Origin of the sequence: Veillonella nakazawae (assembly GCF_013393365.1) — a bacterium.
GTDB lineage: Bacteria > Bacillota > Negativicutes > Veillonellales > Veillonellaceae > Veillonella > Veillonella nakazawae.
Genome location: NZ_AP022321.1, coordinates 1,189,274 through 1,206,918, shown reverse-complemented (window position 1 = coordinate 1,206,918; position 17,645 = coordinate 1,189,274). Strand labels below are relative to the sequence as shown.

The 17,645-nt window shown below is 37.5% G+C and carries 14 protein-coding genes; all 14 read left to right on the top strand.

Annotation, left to right across the window (positions count from 1 at the left end):
• Window positions 1–363 precede the first annotated feature (363 nt).
• The 14 genes from VEIT17_RS05460 to VEIT17_RS05395 all read left to right on the top strand — a co-directional run bounded on the left by VEIT17_RS05460 (window position 364) and on the right by VEIT17_RS05395 (window position 17,644).
• A complete protein-coding gene (locus tag VEIT17_RS05460; protein ID WP_178885137.1) occupies window positions 364–1,101 on the top strand; it encodes a TVP38/TMEM64 family protein in 738 nt (245 codons plus the stop codon).
• Window positions 1,102–1,153: 52 nt separating this feature from the next.
• Window positions 1,154–2,347, top strand: coding sequence for an aminotransferase-like domain-containing protein (locus VEIT17_RS05455; protein ID WP_178885135.1), 1,194 nt, complete (start codon window positions 1,154–1,156; stop codon window positions 2,345–2,347).
• Between the two features lie 123 nt (window positions 2,348–2,470).
• Entirely contained in the window at window positions 2,471–3,304 is an 834-nt protein-coding gene (locus tag VEIT17_RS05450) for an Mrp/NBP35 family ATP-binding protein (protein ID WP_178885133.1), read from the top strand.
• Between the two features lie 247 nt (window positions 3,305–3,551).
• Window positions 3,552–4,952, top strand: coding sequence for an anion permease (locus tag VEIT17_RS05445; RefSeq protein WP_178885131.1), 1,401 nt, complete (start codon window positions 3,552–3,554; stop codon window positions 4,950–4,952).
• Window positions 4,953–5,186: 234 nt separating this feature from the next.
• Window positions 5,187–6,533, top strand: coding sequence for a M18 family aminopeptidase (locus VEIT17_RS05440; RefSeq protein WP_178885129.1), 1,347 nt, complete (start codon window positions 5,187–5,189; stop codon window positions 6,531–6,533).
• Between the two features lie 285 nt (window positions 6,534–6,818).
• A complete protein-coding gene (locus tag VEIT17_RS05435) occupies window positions 6,819–10,265 on the top strand; it encodes a pyruvate carboxylase (RefSeq protein WP_105094255.1) in 3,447 nt (1,148 codons plus the stop codon).
• Window positions 10,266–10,463: 198 nt separating this feature from the next.
• Window positions 10,464–10,940 carry a transcriptional regulator NrdR gene (gene nrdR, locus VEIT17_RS05430; protein ID WP_105081086.1) on the top strand — a complete coding sequence of 159 codons (477 nt, stop codon included), beginning with the start codon at window positions 10,464–10,466 and terminating at the stop codon, window positions 10,938–10,940.
• Between the two features lie 25 nt (window positions 10,941–10,965).
• Window positions 10,966–11,892: a dipeptidase gene (locus VEIT17_RS05425; RefSeq protein ID WP_178885127.1), complete on the top strand. Its 927-nt coding sequence runs from the start codon at window positions 10,966–10,968 to the stop codon at window positions 11,890–11,892.
• Window positions 11,892–12,461 (top strand): D-sedoheptulose 7-phosphate isomerase, encoded by a 570-nt coding sequence (gene gmhA, locus VEIT17_RS05420; protein WP_060924703.1) that lies wholly within the window; start codon window positions 11,892–11,894, stop codon window positions 12,459–12,461. Before VEIT17_RS05425 ends, gmhA begins: the two co-directional genes overlap by 1 nt.
• 96 nt (window positions 12,462–12,557) lie before the next feature.
• On the top strand, window positions 12,558–14,036 hold the full coding sequence (rfaE1, locus tag VEIT17_RS05415; RefSeq protein ID WP_178885125.1) for a D-glycero-beta-D-manno-heptose-7-phosphate kinase: 1,479 nt from the start codon (window positions 12,558–12,560) through the stop codon (window positions 14,034–14,036).
• The gene (gene rfaD, locus VEIT17_RS05410; RefSeq protein ID WP_005386892.1) at window positions 14,033–14,998 is read left to right on the top strand and encodes an ADP-glyceromanno-heptose 6-epimerase; all 966 of its coding nucleotides are present in this window, start codon (window positions 14,033–14,035) and stop codon (window positions 14,996–14,998) included. Before rfaE1 ends, rfaD begins: the two co-directional genes overlap by 4 nt.
• A complete protein-coding gene (locus VEIT17_RS05405; RefSeq protein WP_178885123.1) occupies window positions 14,998–15,492 on the top strand; it encodes a D-glycero-alpha-D-manno-heptose-1,7-bisphosphate 7-phosphatase in 495 nt (164 codons plus the stop codon). Before rfaD ends, VEIT17_RS05405 begins: the two co-directional genes overlap by 1 nt.
• Before the next feature lie 92 nt (window positions 15,493–15,584).
• Window positions 15,585–16,604: a glycosyltransferase family 9 protein gene (locus VEIT17_RS05400; RefSeq protein ID WP_024066227.1), complete on the top strand. Its 1,020-nt coding sequence runs from the start codon at window positions 15,585–15,587 to the stop codon at window positions 16,602–16,604.
• On the top strand, window positions 16,604–17,644 hold the full coding sequence (locus tag VEIT17_RS05395) for a glycosyltransferase family 9 protein (protein WP_105094261.1): 1,041 nt from the start codon (window positions 16,604–16,606) through the stop codon (window positions 17,642–17,644). Before VEIT17_RS05400 ends, VEIT17_RS05395 begins: the two co-directional genes overlap by 1 nt.
• The last annotated feature ends 1 nt before the right edge of the window (window position 17,645 follow it).

Below are 17,645 nucleotides of genomic sequence, written 5' to 3'. Positions count from 1 at the left end.
TAAGAATATTCTCGTTATAATAGTATTATACATCTTTCGATAATTTTTATGCTAATGTAATTATACATATTTTATAGATACTACCAGTTAAAAGTAATTATTTTTAACTGGTAGTATCTATAAAACTAGCCTATATAACTTATAGTCCTAATATTTTTAACTGGTGGTAATTGAAAAATAGCATATAAAAGTATGAATGGTAATATTTTAACGGGTAGTAATTAAAAATAACATATGAAAGTTCTAATGATAATATTTTAGACTGGTAGTAATTAGATAAATAGAATGTTTAGGTTCTTACCTATAACAGTTCTATAGAATCCGTGATATAATAGAACTAGTTTTTTATAAAACGAGGTATATATGAGTACAAAAAAATTAAAGCCTTCTGGTGAAGGTTGGGTACAGTTAATAGCAGGCATTGGTTTTGTCATTCTATTAATTGCCATCAATATAGTAGATCCTACATTTTATCCTACAATGTGGCATTTAGCGACGAGTGGATCCATGGATGAAATAGCAGAGTATATTCAAGGTTTTGGCCCTATGGCCATGGTCGTAAGTATGCTTCTCGATATTTTTGTTAATGCTGTTGGGTTCTTGCCATCTATCTTTATATCTACAGCAAATGGTTTAGTATTCGGTATGTGGCCAGGGATCATTATTTCTTGGCTTGCAGAAACAATTGGTGTAGTCATTAGCTTTTACATTATGCGTTACTTCTTGCGTGATACGGCGGATAAGCTTATTGCTAAGAGTACAGTATTGATGAAAGTAGATGATTTCTCTGGTAAAAACGGTTTTGTGGTCATGTTATTTGCACGATCCTTACCATATTTTCCATCTGGTGTTATTACGGCCCTAGGTGCTATTAGTAAGATTAAACCGAGAGACTACATCTTAGCAAATTTAATTGGTAAGTTCCCATCTACAGCTCTTGAAGTAGCTATCGGTACAGATATTGTAAATTTCCAAGAGAATATGGGGCGATTAGGAATTATTGTTCTTGTTGCAGGTGTTGTATACTTCATTCTTTGGAAAGTATATAAGAACTATATTAATAAGAAGAATGCTGAACAAGAACATGATCCTAATGCGTAATTTTTTAACGTAGTAATATTTTTAACTTAGTATATATGAAAGAGGCGATAGTATGAGCTTTTCTCTTCCTGAACGTGTCACTTTAAAAGGTCCAAATTTTATTCGCGAAGTATTTGAACGTGGTGTTGGCGTAGAAGGTTTTATCAGCTTTGGTATTGGCAATCCAGCGCCAGAAGCGATTCCTGTGGAAATCATTGAAAAGGCATTCGATGAAGTGGTTCACTCTAATCCCATGAGTTTATTACAATATGGCCCAATGCAAGGTGATGCACGTTTAGCAGAATTGACATTAGATCGTCTTGTAAAAGCACATAAGATGAATCCAGAAGGACAAGGCCTTATTATTTCTAATGGTGCAGGTCAATTATTAGGTCTTGTGCCAATTACTGTATTGGAACCTGGCGACGAAGTATACATGGATGAATTTACTTTCACAAGTGCTATCAATTCTGTACGCAACATGGGCGGTAAAGCATTAGGTATTAAGACTGATGAGTACGGCATGATTCCTAGTGAATTAGAAAAAGCCGCTCAGTCTGGTAAGGGTAAATATATTTATCTCATTCCGAATTTCCAAAATCCTACAGGTATTACAATGCCATTGGAACGCCGTAAAGAAATTTACGCTATTGCCTCTAAATATGATTTATTCATCTATGAAGATGATCCATATGGTGAAATTCGTTTTGCTGGTGAATACATTCCAACATTTAAATCTTTTGATACCGAAAATCGTGTTCTCTATGCAGGTTCGTATTCAAAGACATTATCTGCTGGTTTGCGTGTAGGTTTCTTATTTGGCCCAGCTAAAGTTATTGAAGCTATTCAAGCATTAAAAAATAATACAGCAGGGCAAATGCCATTAGTTACGCAAAAAGTGGTAGCTAAAGTGCTCGATACAATCGATTACGACGCACATTTGGAAAATGTACGTAAAGTTTATAAAACAAAATGTGATGCCTTGTTAAATGCTTTTAACAAGTATGCAAGCTCTAAGGTTAAGTTAACACAGCCTACTGGTGGTATGTTCGCATGGATGACGATGCCTGAGGATGTAAATTGTGATGAATTCTTCGAAGCATGTATGGACAGAAATATAGGGATTATTAAGTGTGGTGCCTTTGCAGCTGATGGAGCAGGGGAAGGACATGCATTCCGTTTGAGCTATACAGTACCAACAGTAGAAGAAATTACAAAAGGCATGGAAATTCTTGGAGCTTTAACTAAAGAATTCTGTGGTGAGTAATATATTGATAAAGTTTGATATGACATGATACAATGTAACAGTAGATACATTGTATTTACCATATAAACAAAAGGTTTTACATATAGATGTGAGGTAGTTCCTCAAAGAAAGTAGGTGTTTACTATGGGTTGCGGTAGCAGCAGTGATTGTGGCGGATGCCCATCTCAATCCTCTGGTTGCGGTGGCGGCGCTCCTCAACAACCTCAAGATCTTACAGCTCCATTACACGAGCTTAGTTCTGTTAAACATGTAATCGGCGTAGTATCTGGTAAAGGTGGCGTAGGTAAATCCTCCGTTACAAGCTTAATGGCTATTACTATGGCGCGTAAAGGTTACAAAGTAGGTATCCTCGATGCGGATATTACAGGTCCTTCCATTCCTAAAATGTTTGGCATCAAGGAAAAAGCATATGCTGACGAAATTGGTATGTATCCTGTAAAATCCAAAGGTGGTATTGACGTTATGTCTGTTAACCTTCTTTTAGAAAACGATACAGATCCAGTTTTATGGCGTGGTCCTATTTTAGGCAATGTTGTAAAACAATTCTATACAGATGTTATTTGGAAAGACATCGATTATTTATTCGTTGATATGCCACCAGGAACAGGTGACGTAGCGATTACAGTTTACCAATCCTTGAAATTGGATGGTATCATCATTGTTACATCTCCTCAAGACTTGGTATCCATGATTGTTGAAAAAGCAGTAAAAATGGCTGATTTAATGCAAGTGCCTATTATTGGTGTAGTGGAAAACTACTCTTACTTCCATTGCCCAGATAACGGTAAGGATTACCAAATCTTTGGTGAAAGCCACATTGAAGAAATCCTTCAAAAATACGGTCTATTATTGTTGAATCGTTTGCCAATTGATCCAACTATTGCAAATCTTTGCGATAAAGGTGATATTGAAGCTATTGAGAAAACAAATTTAGAAAACGTATCTTTACCAGAATAGGATTTATATGTTAATGAAAGCTGTGCATACCTAGTGATGCACAGCTTTTTCTCATTTCTTTTTATGTTGTAATATAATATATTTATCATAAGAAGATATAAATATATTTCTAATTTCAAATACTACTGATATATACTGAAGACACCGTAGGATAGGGGGCTTAGTGTGTGTTTTATAGTCACCTTGCGATGCCTTGGTATTTCAGCAGTTATATATTTTAGTTTTTTCCTATGTAGGAGGTATGTGTATGAAAAAACTGTTAAATTGGATTATTCCAGCGGTCTTTGGTATAGGCCTATGGTTTATTCCAACGCCTGAGGGTTTAACACCTCAATCTTGGCATTTATTCGCCATCTTTGTTGCTACTATCGTAGGCTTTATTACTCAGCCATTACCGATTGGTGGCGTATCTATCATTGTAATTACTGTGGCGGCTTTGACTGGTACTTTGAAAATCGGCGAAGCTATCTCTGGTTTTGCTAACTCTGCTATTTGGTTAATCGTAGGTGCGTTCTTATTCTCTCGTGGCTTTATTAAAACTGGTTTGGGGAAACGTATTGCTTATAATTTGATTGCTGCTTTTGGTAGTAGCTCCTTACGTTTGGCTTATGCATTAGCATTATCTGATTTAATTTTGGCTCCAGCAACTCCATCTAATACAGCTCGTGTAGGTGGTGTTATCATGCCAATTACTACAAGCTTGGCAAAAGCGTTCGGTTCTGAACCTCAAGATGGTCCTCGTAAAATTGGTTCCTTCTTGATGCAATCTATTTATCAAGTTAATACAATTACATCTGCTATGTTCCAAACATCCATGGCTGGTAATACCTTGGTTGCTGCTTTAGCACTTCAATCCTTTGGTATCGGTATCACATGGGGTGATTGGGCTATGGCTGCCATCGTGCCTGGTATCATTGCATTGCTTATTATGCCGTACTTCATTTACAAAGTATATCCACCTGAAATCACAGATGCTCGCGAAGCACAACAAATGATTAAAGAAGAGTTAAAAGGCCTTGGTAAAATGTCCTTCCAAGAATGGGTTATGCTAGGCGTATTTGTTTTGGCTTTAGTTTTATGGGCTACTTCTCAATTTACTAAAATTGATGCTACAACTGTTGCATTCTTAGGTATTTCTATTTTGCTTGCTACAAGTGTTCTTGTATGGGACGATGTTAAAAGTGAAAAAGGTGCTTGGGATACATTAGTTTGGATGGGTACATTAATGGGCTTTGCCGGTTTCTTGTCCAAATTGGGCTTCATCAAATGGGCAACAGTACTTGTAGGCGGTTATATTCCAGAAGGATCTTGGATTATTGCCTTCGTTATAGCTGTACTTATTAATACATATTCCCACTATGTATTCGCATCTTTAACTGCACATATTTCTGCAATGTTCGTAGCATTCTCTGCAATTGCTATCTCTGCAGGTGCACCACCAATGTTGACATTGTTGATGATTGCATTCACATCTAACTTGTGTATGTCTTTGACTCACTATGCTGCAGGTCCATCTCCTGTAATCTTCAATACTGGTTATGTTCCTCAAAATACATGGTGGAAACTAGGTTTCTTCGCATCCGTAATCAACTTAATTATCTTTATGGGCCTTGGTTCCATATGGATGAAAGCAATCGGTATGTGGTAAGACCAGATATCCAGAATTTTATATACTTGTAATACATTAAAAACTATATATGTCATAGTTTGATTATAGTGTGGTTACAAAACATACGAAAAGCCGTCCCCTTTGGGGCGGCTTTTTTGTGATAAAATAAGAGCAGTTAATATATTATTAATGTATATGTTGTAAAATTATACGCAAATGAACTATTCATTGTTTATATACGAATAGCATCATTATTTTACATAGGAGGAATCTATGAAATTTGATAATGAACAGTTATTGAAATATATTGGTGCATGTACATCTCCGTATCATACAGTAGATACAAGTTTACAAATGTTATTGGATTCAGGTTTCACAGAACTTAATTTAGATGATGAGTGGCAATTAGACTCTGGTTCTTATGTAGTTAATGTGTTTGGTACTACTTTGTTTGCCTTTCATATAGGAAAGAAACCAGAACACACATTACGTATTGCCTCCGCACATACGGATTTTCCTGCAATTCGGGTTAAACCAAATCCTATTACATCAGTAAAAGGTTATACCAAGTTAAATGTGGAAATGTACGGTGGCCTCATTGAAAATACATGGCTTGATCGTCCTTTAGGGGCTGCGGGTACTGTGGTATTAAAAGGTGATAATGCTTTTGATGTAGACTCTGTATTGGTTGATACAAAACGTCCTATCGCAATCGTTCCAAACTTAGCTATACATATGAATCGTTCCGTTAATGATGGTGTTAAATTAAATCGTCAAAAGGAAATGCTTCCTATATTGATGATGGATCGTAAGGAAAAGGAGAATTCTAGTAAATCTTTAAATGATCGGAACAATCCAAGCTTATTCCCAGAATCTGATATTCAATACGATGCGTGGACTACGTTCTTGGCTGATGAAGTCAACTGTGATCCATCTGAAATTTTATCTTATGAAATGACATTATACCCAACAGAACAAGGCTGTGTATTAGGGACTGAAGGCGATTTTATTAGTGCGCCTCGTCTAGATAATTTAACATCTTGCTTTGGTGTACTATCAGGGATTATTCAGGCTCGTAAGGCTAATGCTGATGGTGTACGTTGTGCTATTCTCTTTGATAATGAAGAGGTAGGGAGTCGTACTAAACAGGGCGGAGCAGGGATGCTTTTACCAAATCTTATTAAACGAGTATATGATGCATTAGGATATTCTAATCAAGAGATGGATAGTTTCATTTCAAAAGGATTTATGATTTCCTCCGATGTAGCACATGGTTTGCATCCAAATTATCCTGAGAAAAATGATATCACTAATATTCCTACCCTTAATAAAGGGGTGGCTCTTAAAATAGCATGTAGTCAATCCTATGCTGGCGATGCACGAGCAATTGCTATAGTTAAGGGACTTTGTGAAGAAGCAGGTGCAGAGTATCAAATTTATGTAAATCGTTCTGATATACCTGGTGGATCTACAGTTGGGTCTATTTCATCTGCTATGTTACCGATGAGAACAATGGATGTGGGCTTACCGTTATTAGCGATGCATTCTGCACGTGAGTTAATGGGGGCCAATGACCAAGAACAACTCAACCGATTAATGGATCATTTCTTAGGTGATTAATTATATAGTATATAGAACTAGTTCGATGTACATCGATAAAAGACATATGAGTTTTTGTCATGTACAGCAACTAATGTATTTTATGATTTCGTAATTAATATAATCCTTTAAATATGTGGAAAATATTGTATAATAGTGATATGTAATTATGAATATAATGCTCATCATAAAAAATGATGAGCTATCCAAATATATTATTTTGACTATAAGTATAGGAAATATTCATATATTAATAAAAATGAAAGCTGATAGTTCACATTAGTGGAAGCTAGTAGGAGGCAATACATGAGAAAAATTAAATCCGTATTGGTTGCCAACCGTGGTGAGATCGCAATCCGCGTGTTCCGTGCATGTAATGAAATGGGCATTAAAACTGTAGCCATTTACTCCAAAGAGGATACATTATCCTTGCACCGTAACCAAGCTGACGAAGCCTATCTCGTAGGGGAAGGTAAAAAACCTGTTGAAGCATATCTTGATATTGAAGATATTATCCGTATTGCAAAAGAACATGATATTGATGCTATCCATCCAGGTTATGGTTTCTTGTCTGAAAACGAAGAGTTCGCTCGTCGTTGCGGTGAAGAAGGTATCATCTTTATCGGACCTCATGTAGAACATTTAAATATGTTCGGCGATAAGGTTAATGCTCGTGCACAAGCTAAATTGGCAGATATCCCAATGATTCCAGGTTCTGATGGGGCATTGCGTGATTTTGAACAATTAGAAGAATTTGCAAATACTCATGGTTTCCCATTGATGATCAAAGCCGTAAATGGCGGCGGCGGCCGTGGTATGCGTGAGGTTCATCGTAAAGAAGATCTTCGTGATGCATATGATCGTGCTAAATCTGAAGCGAAAGCTGCCTTTGGCGATGATGATGTATATGTAGAAAAACTTATTGTTGAACCTAAACATATTGAAGTACAAATCTTAGGTGATGAACATGGTAATGTAGTTCATTTACATGAACGTGATTGCTCTGTACAACGTCGTCACCAAAAGGTTGTTGAAATGGCTCCAGCTTTTGCATTGCCATTGGAAACTCGTAAAGCCGTATGTGATGCAGCTGTAAAAATCATGAAAAATGTTGGCTACGTTAATGCGGGTACTGTAGAATTCTTGGTAACTGCTGATGGCTCCTTCTATTTCATCGAAGTTAACCCTCGTATCCAAGTAGAACATACTGTAACAGAAATGATTACAGATATTGATATCGTTCATTCTCAAATCCGTATTGCTGAAGGTTATGACTTACATAGCCCAGAAGTAGGTATTCCAGCACAAGATGAAGTTCCTTGTAAAGGTACTGCAATCCAATGTCGTATCACTACAGAAGACCCTAAAAATAACTTCATGCCTGATACAGGTAAAATCTTGGCATATCGTAGCTCCGGTGGCTTTGGTATCCGCTTAGACTCTGGTAATGCTTTCACAGGTGCCGTAGTAACACCTTACTATGATTCCTTGCTTGTAAAAGCGACTGCATTCGGTCCTAACAACGAAGAAACTATTCGTAAAATGCTTCGTTGTTTAAAAGAATTCCGTATTCGTGGCGTTAAAACTAATATTCACTTCTTGATTAACGTTCTTGAAAATCCTGAATTCCAAAGCGGTAACTACACTGTTAACTTCATTGAAGACCATCCAGAATTGTTTGAATTAAAACCAGACCGCGATCGTGGTACTAAATTATTACGTTACATTGCTGACGTAACAATTAATGGCTACTCTGGTGCAGGTCCTCAAGTGGTACCTGATTTTGAACCAATTCAAATGCCATCTGATTTAGATGTATCTCCAGCAGCTGGTACAAAACAAAAATTTGATGAATTAGGACCAGAAGGCTTCAGTAAATGGTTATCTGATCAAAAACAAGTATTCTTTACAGATACAACATGGCGTGATGCTCACCAATCCTTATTTGCTACACGTTTACGTACCATTGATATGGCACGCGTAGCTGGTCGTGCTGCAAAAGGTGTTCCTAACTTATTCTCCTTGGAATGTTGGGGCGGTGCTACATTCGACGTATCCTATCGTTTCTTACATGAAGATCCATGGGAACGCTTACGTATGTTCCGTCGCGAAGTGCCTAATACATTACTTCAAATGCTTATTCGTGGCGCTAATGCTGTAGGTTACACATCTTATCCAGATAATGTAGTTCGTCAATTTATCCAACGTGCTGCTGCTAATGGTATTGATGTATTCCGTGTATTCGATAGCTTAAATAGCCTTGATAATATGCATGTAGCTATTGATGAAGTTCGTGCACAAAACAAAATTGCTGAAGTAGCATTGTGCTATACAGGAGATATTCTTGATAGCAACCGTCCTAAATACAATTTAGACTACTATGTAAATATGGCTAAAGAGCTTGAAAAAGCGGGTGCTAATATTATTGCTATCAAAGATATGGCTGGTTTATTGAAACCTCAAGCTGCTTATAATCTTGTATCTGCCTTAAAAGATGCTGTTACTGTACCGATTCATTTACATACACATGAAGGTTCTGGCAATGCTATCTATTCCTATGGTCGCGCTGTAGATGCTGGTGTAGACGTTATCGACTTAGCATACTCTGCATTTGCTAATGGTACATCTCAACCTAGCATGAACTCCATGTACTATGCATTGAGTGGACATGACCGTCAACCTGAAATGAACATTGATTACATGGAAGAAATGTCGCATTACTTTGGCAGCATTCGTCCTTACTACAAAGGCGTAGATAAAGCAGAAGCATATCCTAACACTGAAGTATATCAACATGAAATGCCAGGTGGTCAATATTCCAACTTGCAACAACAAGCTAAGATGGTAGGCCTTGGTGATCGTTGGGCTGATATTAAGAAAATGTACCACCAAGTAAACATGATGTTTGGTGATATCATCAAAGTAACGCCATCCTCTAAAGTTGTAGGTGATATGACATTGTACATGGTACAAAATAACTTGACTGAAAAAGATATTTACGAAAAAGGCGATGTATTAGACTTCCCTCAATCCGTAGTTGAATTCTTTGAAGGTCGTCTTGGCACTCCATACCAAGGTTTCCCTGAAGAGTTACAAAAAATTATCTTGAAAGGTGCAAAACCAATCACAGTTCGTCCAGGTGCAGTATTGCCTCCAACAGACTTTGAACATGTTCGCAATGAATTGAGTGAAATGGGTGCTCAAACAACTGATGAAGATATCAGTGCATACTGCTTGTACCCTAAGGTTTACCAAGATTACAATAAATTTAAAAAAGACTTTGGTAATGTATCTGTACTTGATACTCCAACATTCTTCTTCGGTATGAAACGGGGCGAAGAAATTCAAGTAACTATCGAAAAAGGTAAAACACTTATCATCAAAATGAACGGCTTATCTGAACCAGATGAAGATGGTAACCGTATCGTATTGTTCGAGTTCAATGGTCAACCTCGTGGTATTAAAGTTCATGATAAACATGCTAAGACTACTGGCGTTGTTCGTCGTAAAGCGGATGAATCTAACCCTGGTGAAATTGGTGCTACATTGTCTGGTTCCGTTGTTAAGATTCTCGTTAAAAATGGTCAATCTGTAGCTAAAGGTGAGCCATTGATCGTTACAGAAGCGATGAAGATGGAAACTACAATTACTGCTCCTATCGATGGTATCGTAGAAGAAATCTTAGTTCGTGAAGGTAGCCGCATCGAATCTGGCGACTGCTTGCTTCGCGTTGAAGATGCTCCTAAACGATAGTTAGAATAGTAGATAAAATTAAAAATATTATTTCTAAAGTATTTCATAACATAAAATGCTCTAGAATAATGGAAGAATCCCTAGGAAATCCTAGGGATTCTTTGTATTTTAAAGGCTTTCATGGTACTATATATAGTAGAGAAAATGGGCGTATTATGCACTATTTTAGAGTGATTATTAAAAAAGGAGTAGTAACAGATGAGATGTCCTTATTGCCAACACACAGACACGAAGGTAACAGACTCTAGAACGACTGATGAAGGTAATAGTATTCGCCGTCGCCGCGAATGTATCAATTGTGGCCGTCGCTTTACTACCTATGAAATTATAGAAGAAGTACCACTTATGGTATTAAAGAAAAACGGACGTCGTGAATTATTTGATCGCGGTAAATTATTAAATGGTTTATTGCGTTCTTGTGATAAACGTACAGTGCCTATGTCTGTGATGGAACAAGTAGTGAATGATGTAGAGCGCGATATTCGTAATGAAATCAACCAAGAAGTAACTACTGATCGTATAGGTGAACTTGTATTGCAACAATTAAAAGATATCGACCAAGTTGCATACGTTCGCTTTGCTAGCGTATATCGTAAGTTTGATAATATTGATAGCTTTATGGAAGAACTGAAAGCATTAAAAAAACTAGATGCTAAAAAACCAAAACGTAGTTAATTACTAATAGTATATGTGAGGCTTTATGATAGATTTACACTGCGATACGATTATGAAGTTAATAGATTATCCTAGTAATGGAGATTTGTATCGTAATACTTGGAAAATCGATATAGAAAAATTACAAAAGGCTCACAGCAAGGTGCAGGATTTTGCATTATTTATCAATCTTGGTAATACAAATGACCCTTATGGTCGTTATGAAGCGATGCGTAATTTATGTACATCACAAATTCATCACTATGGAGAGCACATACAACATGTGCTCTCTTATCAAGATGTAGAGTCTGTATATGAGACTGGCAAGATTGGAGCTCTCATGTCTATTGAAGAGGGCGGCGTACTAGGTGGTGACTTAGATAAACTTAAACAAGCTTATCAAGATGGAGTTCGACTTATTACGCTTACCTGGAATTATCCAAATGGACTGGGTGAGCCACATTGTGGTGAGCAGCATAAAAAATTAACACCGAAAGGCGTTGAATTTGTAGAGGCTATGCAAGATTTAGGGATAATCGTCGATTGTTCCCATCTAAATGATGCTGGTACTGAGCAATTAGGAGATATTTTGGATGTACCATTTGTAGCATCACACTCCAATGCACGTGAAGTTACAGCCCATACTAGAAATCTACCAGATAATTTGATTAAGCTTATTGCTAATAAGGGTGGTGTTATAGGCCTTAACTTTGCCCAATCTTTTTTAGGCACATCACCGATAAGTCGAATTGAAGATATCGTAAAGCATGGCTTATATCTCATCAATAAAGGCGGGGAGGATGTAGTGGCATTAGGAACCGATTTTGATGGTATTAAGCCGGATACAGAAATTAAAGACACTTCTGAAATGTATCGATTATACGATGCATTTAAAGAAGCTGGTTTATCTGTGGAACAATGTGAAAAATTATTCTGGAAAAATGCAGATAGACTGTTAAAGGAGATTTTATAATGACTGATTTAAATCCAATCATTGCAGATCGTTTTACCGAGCATTTGGAAGTCTTTGGCAAGACAATGGAGCATATGGATACCATTCAAGAGATTGCATATCGCTGTAAGGCGGCTTTAGAGAATGGTAATAAAATTTTGTTCTGTGGAAATGGTGGTTCTGCTGCTGATTCTCAACATTTAGCAGCTGAATTGATTTGTCGCTTTAAAAAGGAACGACGCTCTCTTGCAGGTATTGCATTGACTACTGATACATCTGCATTAACAGCTATTGCAAATGACTATGATTTTGAATCTGTTTTTGCACGTCAAGTAGAGGGCTTAGGCCGTACAGGTGACGTTCTCATTGGGATTTCTACATCTGGGAACTCCAAGAATGTTGTAAAAGCTGCAGAAATGGCCCGTTCTATCGGCATGCACACCATAGCTTTCACAGGTGAAGGCGGTGGAAAACTAGCTGAATTATGTGATATTACATTAGCTATTCCGAGCAATGTGACAGCTCGTATTCAAGAAATGCATATTCTAGCAGGTCATATAATGTGCGAAATCATTGAAGAAGATTATTAACCGTTACGGTCATATTTATAAATAGATACATGTTTGAAACCCGGTTTTTTAGATAACTCGTTATACATGTATATTGTGGTAAGGAATAGGTGGATTATGATAAATGCTACCATTAATCAATTTTTGACAAAACAACTACCCAATCTAAAGATTGCCGTTATAGGTGATGTGATGGTAGATCGTTATGTTTTTGGTGATGTAAGTCGTATTTCTCCGGAAGCACCGGTTCCTGTAAACCGCGTGGCAAAGATGAAAGAAGTGCTTGGTGGCGCTGGTAATGTTGCGTCAAACTTATCAAATTTAGATTGCACAGTATATCTTGGTGCTATTGCTGGTAATGATGACCATGGTCGTTTATTACAACAATTGCTAAAGGCTGATAAGATTGATACAACAGGTTTATTAACGAGTGATAATCGTTCTACCATTACTAAAATGCGTATTCTAGGCGATCGACAACAGATGATGCGCCTTGATTTTGAAACGATTACAGATTTAACAAGTGAGGAAGAGAAACGACTGTCTGCTTGGCTAGAAAATCTTTGTAAGGCTGGTATCGATGGTATTGTTGTATCTGACTATGGCAAAGGCGTTTGTACACCAACATTGCTTAAAAAAATCTTTAGTTTAGCTAAGGCGTATGGTGTACAAACCATTGTTGATCCTAAAGGTTCAGACTGGTCTAAATATAATGGTGCCACCTGTATTACACCGAATGTAAAAGAACTAGGTGAATGTGTAGGTCATAAGTTAGCTAATGATGATGCCACCATCGTAGAAGCAGCTAAGTCAGTACTGGCTAATGTTGATTTAGAATATATTGTAGCTACACGGTCAGCAAAAGGGATTACTGTTATTGCAAAGGATGGACGCACATGGCATAATCCGGCTACACAACAAGAGGTATTCGATGTAAGTGGTGCAGGTGATACGGTTGTATCTATGATGATGACATGCCTTGCTAGCGGTCTATCTATGCGTTTGGCGTTACATATCGCAAATGGTGCTGCTGGCATTGTCGTATCTAAGGTGGGCACATATCCAATCCACCGATCTGAACTATTGGATTTATGGCATTCTTATAAGCATAGTGTTCAATCGAAGCCTTTATACACAAAAGAAGAGATGAAACAGCTTATTACACAATGGCAAAACAAGGGTGAAACTGTTGTGTTTACAAATGGTTGCTTTGACATTCTTCATCGTGGACATATTACGTACTTACAAGAGGCAGCTCAATTAGGTGACCATCTAATTATTGGTTTGAATTCCGATGCTTCTGTTAGACGTCTAAAGGGCGAAACACGTCCCATCGTAAGTGAAGAAGATCGCGCAGCATTATTAAGTGCGTTGCGTTGTATCGATGGTGTGGTTTTATTCGAAGAGGATACACCAGCTGAACTATTAGCTTATTTACGTCCTAATACGCTAGTTAAGGGCGGCGATTATAAAATAGAAGATATTGTTGGACGTGAGTCCGTAGATCATGTAGAGGTACTTTCATTTAAAGAAGGTTACTCTACATCAGATATTGTAGGGAAAATAGCTACTATGGCTAAGGAGGGTAAATTATGATTATCGTAACAGGCGGTGCTGGTTTTATCGGTAGTAATATTGTAAAAGCATTAAATGACCGTGGTCGTACAGATATTCTTATTGTTGATGATCTTACAGATGGTCGTAAAATCCGAAATATTCAAAATTTAGAATTCTTGGATTATATCGATTGTGATGATTTTGATTGTGCTATTGCTGATGGTACATTTGATGTAGGTCCTATCGAAGTAGTATTTCATGAAGGTGCTTGTGCGGACACAATGGAATATAACGGCAAATATATGATGAAGAACAACTATGAAGGTTCTAAAAATCTATTCCATTATTGCCAAGACCGTCGTATTCCATTCATCTATGCATCCTCTGCATCTACTTATGGCAATGGTACTAATGGTTTCGTAGAAAAACCAGAAGCCGAAGAAGCACTTAATCCATATGCGTACTCTAAATTGTTATTTGATCGCTATGTACGTAAATATGAAGGTGAGTATACAGCGCAAGTTGTAGGTTTACGTTACTTCAATGTATATGGTCCTAATGAGGCTCATAAAGATAAAATGGCTTCATTAGTTCGTCAAATGTTCTACAAAAATAAAGAAACTGGTATTATCAATCTATTTGAAGGTACAGATGGCTACGAAGATGGTGGTCAAACACGTGACTTTATTTATGTTAAAGATGTAGTTAATGTAAACTTCTATTTCTGGGAACATCCTGAAATTTCTGGTACTTTCAACTGCGGTACAGGTAATGCCCATAGCTTCAACCAATTTATGCAAGCTGTTATTGACTATAACGGTAAAGGCAAAATTGAATATATTCCATTCCCAGAGGTATTAAAAGGCAAATACCAAAGCTTTACAGAGGCTGATACTACTAAATTGTTGGCTGCTGGTTATGATAAAGGGTTCCATAAAATGGAAGATGCTGTTAAAGAATATTGTGAATTACTCGATAATAACGAAGGGTACTTACGTTAATGCGCAAAGTATTATTTTTAGATCGCGATGGTGTTATCAACAAAGATGTTAGCTATCTATATAAAATCAGCGATTTAGAATGGGTAGATGGAGCTAAAGAAGCACTGGCTTATGCGTATAGCAAGGGCTATGATCTCATTGTAGTGACCAATCAAAGTGGTGTAGCTAGAGGTTATTATAAGGAATCTGATGTTCAGATTTTACATGATCACATGGCTCATGAACTAGATCGTAGTGGGGCACCAATTTTACATTTTTATTATTGCCCTCACCATAAAGAAGGCTCTGTAGCTCTTTATGCCGTTGATTGTGAATGTAGAAAGCCAAAGCCTGGTATGATTAATCAGGCTATTAAGGATTATGATGTAGACCCTAAAAGTAGTTTCCTTATTGGCGATAGTCAGCGCGATGTTGATGCAGCAGAAGCGGCTGGTGTAAAAGGCTATCTATTTACAGGTACAAATTTGTTAGATTTTATTAAGACTATTATTTAGCTCATTATTTATTTTACGCTTACTTTAGAGTAAATCAGATTCAACGGTGTTATGAGGCTTTTTAGTTGTGGTGTTGTATTTTGGGAGGCTATATGAAAGATTACAAGAATATACTCATCATTAAGATGAGTTCTTTAGGTGATGTAATTCATGCATTGCCTACCTTGTATGCAGTGCGTAAAAATTGGCCTAATGCGCATATTACATGGGCAATTCATGAACAATTTGAGAGTCTCCTACCTGGTAAACCATGGGTAGATGATGTAATCATTATCGACAAGAAACAACTTAAAAAGCCTGCTTATCTATGGCAGTTACGTAAGGATTTACATAGCCGTCATTTTGATATGACTTTAGACCTTCAATGTATTGCAAAGAGCGCCATTGTATCATTATTATCTGGTGCGCCTGAAAAATATGGCTACTGGGAACTTCGTGAAGGCAGTAATTTAGTTAATAAAGCACTTGTTGGTGAACATAAATACGATCATGTTATCGAACGATACCTCGATACCGTACGTGCTCTTGGAGGCGATGTAGAAGGCGTAGAGTTTCCTATGCCTGCTTATGTGGAGGCGGAGAAGTCCGTTAAGCATAAGTTACAATCTCATGGTGTAGAAGATGAATATGTAGTAGTTGTACCAGGTGCTCGCTGGATTGTTAAGGAATGGCCACTTCTTAACTTTGGTGAGCTATGTATCCGCTTATGTGAATCAGGTAAAAAAGTAGTTATTGCTGGTGCTCCAGATGATGCAGAAAAAGGAGCTTTCATAGAAAACTATGTGAAAAATAAGAATCTCATCAACCTAGTGGGGTCTACATCTATGCCAGAGCTAATTGAGTTGATTCGACACTGTGAAATTTTCATCAGTGCTGATACGGGCCCTTTGCATATTGCTAATGCTCTGAAGCGGCCTTTGATTGCATTATTTGGAACCACATCTCCAAAACGAACTGGTCCATATGGAGGGAGTCATGTACATCTTATTATTTCACCTACATCAAAGGCTACACCTGAACAGCCATTAGTAGATGATCCCGATTGTATGGCTCAAATTCCTGTAGATGCTGTGTGGTCTGTATATGAGCAAGTAATTGGAAAGGAACTATAATGGAACTTGATTATAAACGCATTGTGGTCACCTTTCTCATGCACTTAGGTGATGTTATTTTAACGACTCCATTCTTAGAGGTGCTACGTAAAGCGGCTCCACATAGTCATATTACATATGTAATAGATGAAAAACTGCAACAAGTGATGCAATATAATCCAAATATTGATGAACTTATCGTTGTAGATAAAAAGGGGCGTCATAATAGTATTTCTGGGCTCAATGAGATAGCTCGAGAGATTAATGCAAAGGGTAAACCTGATATCGTTATCAATTTACATCCTAATGAACGTACTTCCTATTTAGCCTGGAAGATTCATGCGCCCATTACGACTGGTATGAGTCATTTTTTATTTAGACCGTTTATGACAAAGTATACCCGTCTAGACCGTAAAACTCGCCACGCTGCAGATATGTACATCAATGTACTAGAACAATTAGGTGTAACGGATATTTCTAACTCTGGTTTACATATTGAAACTTGTGAGGCATGGCGCCGTGAGGCTCAGGAGTTCTATGCTAGTCATGGTTTAACAGATAGTGATACGCTCATCGGTTTTAATATTGGTAGTGCTGTTCCTGAGAAACGCTGGCCTGCTGAACGATTTGCCCATGTAGCTGATTATTTGGGTCATTTAGGGTATAAAACAGTATTCTTTGGCGGCCCTATGGATCTCGAAATGGTGCAACCTGTAGTAGAACAAATGGAAACGAAACCGATTGTGGCTACCGGAAAATTCCAGTTAGGACCGTTGGCAGCGGCAATGAGCCGCTGTAATCTATTGATTACAAATGACTCTGGTCCTATGCATGTGGCCATCAGCCAAAAGGTGCCAATTGTGGCGCTTTACGGTCCATCAAATCCATTCTTTTATGGTCCATATCAAGCTCATGCTATCGTTCTGGAAACGATGGACTCCTATGAGGTTGGTAAAAGCATGAAAAAGATTATTAAAGAAGGAAATTATAAAGGCTTGTCCGTAATTTCTGAAGAGCAGGTTATTAAAGCAGCGGAAACGTTGCTTTCAGAATCGAAATAAA